The organism is Alkalibacterium sp. s-m-28 (assembly GCF_054658175.1).
In genome coordinates this window covers 1-229 of sequence record NZ_BAAGIQ010000519.1, presented here as the reverse complement: position 1 = coordinate 229, position 229 = coordinate 1, and the positions used below count along the sequence as shown (strand labels likewise).

Here is a 229-nt window from a genome sequence, read left to right as displayed (position 1 = left end):
GGTCAAATTGACCGATTTAACCATGAAGCTCAACTGGCAAAATACGCTGGTCTTTATTGGCCAAAACATCAATCTGGTAACTATCAAAAAGAAAAGACACCGATGTCTAAGTCAGGAAACCGTTATTTACGTTATTACTTAGTTCAAGCTGCCAACTCTGTAAGACGATATATTCCTGAGTATGAAGCCTATTACCAGAAAAAATATAAAGAAGTACCGAAAACACAAC

The 229-nt window shown here is 36.7% G+C and carries 1 protein-coding gene; it reads left to right on the top strand.

Annotated elements, in window-relative coordinates:
• On the top strand, nt 1-229 hold a 229-nt coding region (locus tag ACYQ4S_RS13100; RefSeq protein ID WP_459771623.1), incomplete at both ends, for a transposase.